Origin of the sequence: Actinomadura sp. NPDC048394 (assembly GCF_040651755.1) — a bacterium.
GTDB classification, from domain to species: Bacteria; Actinomycetota; Actinomycetes; order Streptosporangiales; family Streptosporangiaceae; genus Spirillospora; species Spirillospora montaniterrae.
On the sequence record NZ_JBEZJL010000111.1, the window covers coordinates 21,425 to 28,575 of the forward strand.

The 7,151-nt window shown below is 76.8% G+C and carries 5 protein-coding genes; 4 read left to right on the forward strand and 1 reads right to left on the reverse strand.

Annotated features, from left to right (window positions below):
- Positions 1-97: 97 nt before the first annotated feature.
- On the reverse strand, positions 98-2,005 hold the full coding sequence (locus AB0C78_RS46505) for a PucR family transcriptional regulator ligand-binding domain-containing protein (RefSeq protein ID WP_360761354.1): 1,908 nt from the start codon (positions 2,003-2,005) through the stop codon (positions 98-100).
- A 212-nt stretch (positions 2,006-2,217) separates the two neighbouring features.
- Between AB0C78_RS46505 and AB0C78_RS46510 the strand changes: the two genes are divergently transcribed.
- The 4 genes from AB0C78_RS46510 (at position 2,218) to AB0C78_RS46525 (ending at position 7,031) form a co-directional block, all read left to right on the forward strand.
- Positions 2,218-3,174: a DUF2877 domain-containing protein gene (locus tag AB0C78_RS46510; protein ID WP_225992420.1), complete on the forward strand. Its 957-nt coding sequence runs from the start codon at positions 2,218-2,220 to the stop codon at positions 3,172-3,174.
- A gap of 67 nt (positions 3,175-3,241) precedes the next feature.
- A complete protein-coding gene (locus AB0C78_RS46515; RefSeq protein ID WP_360761356.1) occupies positions 3,242-4,684 on the forward strand; it encodes an FdrA family protein in 1,443 nt (480 codons plus the stop codon).
- Positions 4,681-6,093, forward strand: a complete 1,413-nt coding sequence (locus AB0C78_RS46520) for a DUF1116 domain-containing protein (RefSeq protein ID WP_360761358.1) — start codon at positions 4,681-4,683, stop codon at positions 6,091-6,093. The genes AB0C78_RS46515 and AB0C78_RS46520 overlap by 4 nt, the downstream gene beginning before the upstream one ends.
- A 29-nt stretch (positions 6,094-6,122) precedes the next feature.
- Entirely contained in the window at positions 6,123-7,031 is a 909-nt protein-coding gene (locus AB0C78_RS46525; protein ID WP_360761360.1) for an aldose 1-epimerase family protein, read from the forward strand.
- Positions 7,032-7,151 lie beyond the last annotated feature (120 nt).

The window sequence follows — 7,151 nt, forward strand, 5'->3', positions numbered from 1 at the left end:
CTGCGGGCAACGTAGATCTACCCCGGTGGACGGGCATCGGCGACATCTGCCGAAGTTCGGCGCGCCGTCCGGGCGGACCCGGACGGTGCCGCTACGCTCAGATACCGCGCATGCGCAGCACGTGCAGGGCGAGGGTGAGGTTGAGCCGCAGATGCGCGTCCTCGGTGAACGCCCCGAGCATCCGTTCCAGCTTGCCGATCCGGTACCGCAGCGTGTTGTAGTGGAAGTGCAGCCGCCGCGCCGTCTCGGCGACGTTGAGGTTCGTCTCCAGCAGCACCTGCAGGGTGCGGCGCAGGTCCACCAGCTCCGGCTCGTCGTCGGCCGCGAGCTCGCCGAGGGTCTCCCGGACGAACGCGTGCAGCTCCGCCGGATCCGACACCAGGCTCAGCAGCCGGTACACGCCGAGCTGGTCGAAGTGCGCCCGCGCGCCCGCGCCGTGCAGCTGCCGCCCGACCCGGACCGCCTTCACCGCCTGCTCGTAGGCCTCCGGCAGCTCCGCCGGGCACGTCACCGTCCGGCTGATGCCGGTGGAGAACGTGCGGCGCACCGGCAGGTGCTCGGCGAACAGCGCCGCCGCCTCCTTCACCATCGCCTGCACGGGGCCCGCGGGCAGCTCGCCGCCGCCCCCGTCCGTGACGGCGTCCGCGCCGACGACCGCGACGATCTCGTGCGCGAAGCTGGCGACCGCGGCGCCGCGGTCGTGCCGCCGCACGGCGGTGCTCCACGCCGCGGCGAGGCGCTCCTGCGCCGCCCGCTCCTCCGCGCCCCGCACACCGCGCATCGCCGGCTCCGGGTCGGCCGCGCGCGCCCGCGCCGGTTCGGCGGCGCGCGGGTCGGAGCCGCGCCGCGCGTCGGCGGACCGGCCGCGGCCGGGGTCGGCGCCGTGCTTGCGGGGCCTGCCCTCGTTCTCCGGGCTCGGCGCCGGCGCCGGCACCGTCACGCCGACCGCGCCCGTCGCGGAGGCCGCGGCCGCCGCGGCGCGGGGCCGCCCGTCCAGCTCGGCGACGACCACCATCACCGGGCGGTCCAGATCCCAGCCGAACCCGCCGCAGTGCGCGACGACCCGGTCGTCGTCGCCGGCGCGGCCCGCGAGGATGTCGCGCAGGAAGTCGGCGCGGTACTTGCTCTCCACCGCCGCGACGGCCTGCTGCTTGGTCACCACCAGCGCCGCGACGGTCGCGGCCCGCTCCAGGATGCCGAGGTCCGAGCCGCGCAGCGTGCCCGCCGGGCTGAACGCGATGATCCGGCCGTGGTCGAAGCCGCCCGCGACGACCGGCACCACCAGGTGGTCGCCGGTGCCGTGCGCGCCGATGATGCCGCAGCCGCCGCGCCCGCACGCCGCGTGCCGGCCCGCGTCGAAGCCCCGCATCGCCTGGACGTGCTCGTCCGGCCCGGCGCCCGCGAGCACCCGCTGCTCGCCGTCCAGCACCACGACCGCCACGTCCAGCAGCGACGCGACCTCGTCCACGACCTCCTGCAGGCCGCCGCCGCACAGCACGATCTGCACCAGCGCCCGGTGCACCTCCTCGGTGCGGGCGAGGACGGCCGCCTGCCGGTTCAGGATGTCGGTGAGGACCTGGTTCAGGATGTCGTCGAAGCCGACGTCGTTGGGGAGCAGGATGAGCGGGAAGCCGCGCCGGTCCGCCTGCGCGATCATCTCGGCGGGCAGCGAGTCCAGGTAGCGGCCGAGCTTGATGGCCAGGGCCGCGAGGCCGCGCTCGTCCAGGTCGGCGACCAGGTTGTCCAGCGACTGCGGGGTGTTGCGGAGGGGGTAGCCGGTGGTCAGCAGCAGCTCGTTCGGCTTGACCCACGACAGGATGTCGGGGACCTCCATCACGTTGAGCCGCTGCACGACCCGGTCGAGTCCGGACCGTCCCGCGATGAGGCGGGCGCCGTTCAGGGTGCTGGCGCCGAGGACCTCGCCGACGGACAGGCCGTAGGTCAGTGTTCCGGTGCTCGCGAGCCGCAGGGCCGGTGGGCCCGGGTCCGCACTGGTGTAACTCATGCCAGGGGTCACCTCGCCTTTTGGTGCGTACATCGCCGCGTGTGGCGTGATCGCTACCGGTTCCTGATCAACACTGACAACAAAGACGAACGATGACAACCATCCTTGGCAGCTTTCCCCATACGTCCGGTGCGAGGGCCGTTCTACCGTTTCGGCGGAGGCCGGGCCGCCCGCGATCCGGGCGGCAGCCGACACCGGCCTCGGGAGGATCCGTGACCGCACTCGTCCGCGACCCGATCCCGCTCCCGGCCCGTCCCGGACGGCGGCCACCCGCCGCCGGCGCGGCGAGCCTGGCGCTGCGGCCGCTGCTCGACCCGCCAAGGCGCGCCGCACGGGTCATCGCGGTGTTCCCGTCCGCGCTGTACCTGGAGACCCGCGGCGGCCCCGAGCCGCGCGTGCTGGCCGTCGTCACCTGCGACGCGGTCCGGCTGCCGAACGCCGTGGTGGTCGCCGCCGAGCGCCGCGAGCAGCCGTTCCGGTCCGTCCGCGAGGGCGACGAGGCGACGGTCGGCGACGGCCGCGTGGAGGCCGGGGCGCTGTGCGTGCGGGTGCGCCGCTGGTGGGACCCGGCGCCCGCGCTCGGCCTGGTCCAGCCCGCCGCGCTCGCCCGCGGCGTCGCCGTCCTGGAGGACGCGTTCGTCGCGGCGGGGATGGCGGGCGGCGGGCTCGCCGGGCATCCCGACCCGCTGGCGCTCGCCGAGTGCTGCGCCGCGGGCGACCTCGCGGGCGCCGTCGAGGCCGCCGAGCGGATCGTCGGGCTCGGCCCCGGGCTGACGCCGAGCGGCGACGACATCCTGTGCGGGCTGCTGGTGTCGCTGCGGCTGGTCGGCGGCGCCGTCGCCGCCCAGCGCGGTGGGACGGCGGTGTGGCTCGCCGACTGGCTCGGCGCGGCCGTCACCGCGGACGCCGGCACCCGCACGACCGCGCTCGCCGCGACGCTGCTGCACTGCGCGGCGGCGGGCGGCGCCGGCGGGGAGATCGCCGCGGTGCTGCGCTGCGTCACCGGGCACGAGCCGCCGTCCGCGGCCGTCCGGCGGCTGCTGGCGATCGGCCACACCTCCGGCACGGACCTGGCGTGGGGGGTCCTCGCGGGCTGCCGCGCCACCCTCGCGCTCACGTCCCCCGGCCACCGCCGCCCGGCGGTGGACCCGGCGGAGCACACGGCATGAGCGAAGCGGACCGGGGGGCGCGGGGGAACGTCCCCGCGGCGGGCCGGCGGGACGGGCGCGGGGCGCCATGAGCGCCGACTGGGTCGAGGTGCGGCGGGGGGCCTACCGCGATTCGGTCACCCTGATGCGGGTGAGCCGCCTGCTGGCGGAGCGGCCGGACGTGTCGTCGGCGATGACGGCGATGGGCACGGAGCCGAACCTGGAACTGCTCGCGCGGATGGGGTTCGCGGTGCCGGCGGACGCCGGCCCGGCGGACCTGGTCGTCGCGGTCCGGGCGGAGGGCGGCGGCCTCGACGGGGCGCGGGAGGCGCTGGACGGCCTGCTGCGGGAGGCCGCGCGCGTCCCGGACGGCGGCGGGATCCTCGGCGCGCCGCCCGCCCCGCGCACGACGGCGTCCGCCGCGGCGCGCGGCGAGGCGTCGGTCGCGCTGGTGTCGGTGCCGGGGCCGCACGTGTTCCCGGAGGCGATGGACGCGCTCGACGCCGGCCTCAACGTGATGATCTTCAGTGACAACGTGCCGGTGGCGCAGGAGATCGCGCTGAAGGAGGCGGCGGCGCGGCGCGGGCTGATCGTGATGGGGCCGGACTGCGGGACGGCCGTCGTCGGCGGCGCCGGGCTCGGGTTCGCGAACGCGGTGCGGCCGGGGCCGGTCGGCGTGGTCGCGGCGTCCGGGACGGGCGCGCAGCAGGTGATGTGCCTGCTGGACGCGGCGGGCGCCGGGGTCCGGCACGTCCTCGGGGTCGGCGGGCGGGACCTGTCGCCGGAGGTCAGCGGGCGGTCCGCGCTGTCGGCGCTGGCCGCGCTGGACGCCGACCCGGGCACCGAGCTGATCGTGCTGGTGTCCAAGCCGCCGGCGCCGCAGGTCGCGGACCTGATCCGGGAGGCGGCGCGGCGGCTGGACACGCCGGTGGTGTTCGCGCTGCCGGCGCCCGGCGAGGACGACCTGACGCTGGCGGTGGAGAAGGCGCTGAAGGCGCTCGGGCTGACCGTCCCGCGATGGCCGTGCTGGGAAGCGCCGCGCCCCGCGCGGGTGCCGGCGGGGAGGGCGCTGCGCGGCCTGTTCGCGGGCGGGACGCTGCGCGACGAGGCCGAGGTCATCGCGCGGGACGCGCTCGGCTGGGACCTGGGGGCGCGCGGGCACCGGTTCACCGACTTCGGCGACGACTCCTACACCCGGGGCCGCGCCCACCCGATGATCGACCCGACGCTGCGGCTGGAGGCCCTCGCGCGGGAGGCGGCGGACGCGGCGTGCGGCGTGCTGCTGCTGGACGTGGTGCTCGGCCACGGCGCCGAACCGGACCCGGCCGCGTCGCTGGCACCGGCCGTCGGAGCCGCCCTGCGCGACCGCTCCGACCTCGCCGCGGTGGTGTCGCTGTGCGGGACGCCCGCCGACCCGCAGGACCGCGACCGGCAGGCGGAGGCGCTGCGGGACGCGGGCGCCGCCGTGTTCGCCTCGAACGCGCAGGCGGCCCGGCACGCGGTCGCGCTGGTGGAGGGGGTGTCCGGATGACGGACGTGCGGCCGCCGCTCGGCGGCCTCCTCACGCGGGACCCCCGGGTCGTCGCGGCGGGCGTCGACGTGCTCGCGGACGCCCTCGCCGACCAGGCCGTCCCGGCGGAGCGGGTCGACTGGCGGCCCCCGCCGCCGGGGACGGAGGCGGCGCTCGCGGCGGTGCTCGGCGACCCCGGGCACGCGGACGCCAACGCGGAGGCGGTGCGGCGGATGACGACCGCGCGCCCGCACCTGGTGGACGTCCGGCCGGCGCGCGACGTGCTCGGCCTGGAGAAGGGAACGTTCCTGCACGCGGGCCCGCCGCTGGAGTGGGACCGGGCGTCCGGCCCGATGCGCGGCGCGCTGATCGGCGCGATGATGCTGGAGGGCCTCGCGGAGACGCCGCGCGGCGCCGAGCGGGAGCTGGAGCGCGGCGCGGCCGTCCTGGAGCCGTGCCACCACCACGGCGCGGTCGGGCCGATGGCGGGCGTGGTGTCCCCGTCGATGTGGATGCTGGTCGTGGAGGACGCCGAGCACGGCGGCACCGCGTGCTGCTCGCTGAACGAGGGCCTCGGCAAGGTGCTGCGGTACGGGGCGTACGGGCCGGAGGTGATCGAGCGGCTGGCCTGGATGGGCGAGGTGCTCGGCCCGGCGCTCCAGGCGGCCGTGCGGCGGCACGGCCCGCTCGACCTGATGGCGGTCATCGCGCAGGCGCTGCAGATGGGCGACGAGCTGCACAACCGGAACCGGGCGGCGACGTCGCTGCTGCTGCGGGAGCTCGCGCCGGACCTCGCCGCGGCCGACGAGGTGCCGCGCGACCGGGCCGCCGAGGTGCTCCGGTTCGCCGCCGGGAACGACCACTTCTTCCTGAACGCGGGGATGGCGGCGGCGAAGGCGTGCGCGGACGCGGCCCGGAACGTCCCCGGGTCGAGCATGGTCGTGGCGATGTCCCGCAACGGCACCGACTTCGGCGTCCAGGTGTCCGGGACGGGCGACCGCTGGTTCACCGGCCCGGCCGGCGTGCCCGACGGCCTCTACCTCGGCGGGTACGGCCCGGACGACGCCAACCCCGACATCGGCGACTCGGCGATCACCGAGACGGCCGGGACGGGCGGGTTCGCGCTGGCCGCCGCGCCGGCGATCGTCCGGTTCGTCGGCGGCGAGGTGCCGGACGCGGTCGCCGCGACGCAGCGGATGTACGAGATCACCCTCGCCGAGCACCCGGTGCTGCAGATCCCGCTGCTGTCGTTCCGCGGCACCCCCGCCGGCATCGACGTGACGCGGGTCGTGCGGACCGGGATCCTGCCCGTCATCGACACCGGCATCGCCGGGCGGGAGGCCGGGACCGGCCAGGTCGGCGCCGGGATCGTCGAACCGCCGTCGAACGTGTTCACCGCGGCCCTGCACGCCCTCGCGGAGATCGCGTAGCGGGCCCGGGTGGGGGTACCGTCCGGGACATGACCGAGTCGATCACCGGAGCGCAGTACGCCATCGCCGCCGGGCCCTACCGGGCCGTCATCACCGAGTCGGGCGCGAGCCTGCGCGAGCTGACCCGCGACGGGCGGCCGCTGGTGCTGTCGCACGGCGCGGACGAGCCGGCCCCCGCCGCGTTCGGGCACCTGCTGATCCCGTGGCCGAACCGCGTCGACCGCGGGCGGTACACCTACGAGGGCACCGCCTACCAGCTGGATGTGTCGGAGCCGGACCTGGACTGCGCGATCCACGGGCTCGTCCGGTGGGCGGCGTGGCGGGTCGCCGAGCACACCGCGGACCGGGTCCGGCTGACGCACCGGCTGCTCGGCACCGCCGGCTACCCGTTCCGCCTGGACCTGGAGGCCGAGTACAGCCTGGACGCCGCCGACGGGCTGCGCGTCCGGATGACGGCGTCCAACCCCGGAACGCGGACGGCGCCGTACGGCCACGGCGCCCACCCGTACCTGACGGTCGGCGTACCGATCGACGAGTGCACGGTGACGCTGCGCGCCGACCGGTACATCCCGGTGAACGACCGGATGATCCCGTCCGGCGGCGACGCCGACGTGACCGGCACCGACCACGACCTGCGGGACGGGCCGCTGCTCGGCGCCCGGAAGATCGACAATGCGTTCGCGGAGGTGCACCGCGACGAGGACGGCCTCGCCTGGGTGACGCTCGCCGGCAACGGCCGGACCGTCCGGCTGTGGGCCGACGACGCGCACCCGTGGATGGAGATCTACACCGCCGACAACGCCCCGGCCCCGCGCGAGGGCCTCGGCGTCGAGCCGATGACCTGCCCGCCCAACGCGTTCGCGTCGGGCGAGGGCCTCGTCGACCTCAAGCCGGGCGAGCGCTTCACCGGCTCCTGGGGCGTCCAGGAAGTCGCCTGAAACGCGGCGAGCCGCCGTCAAGGCCCGGGTTCGCGAGCATGCCGTCGGCGGAGAGCCTGGCCGTGGAGACGGCGGTGATGTTCGTGCCGGCGCTGGTGTCCGTGCTGGTGCTGGCGGGAC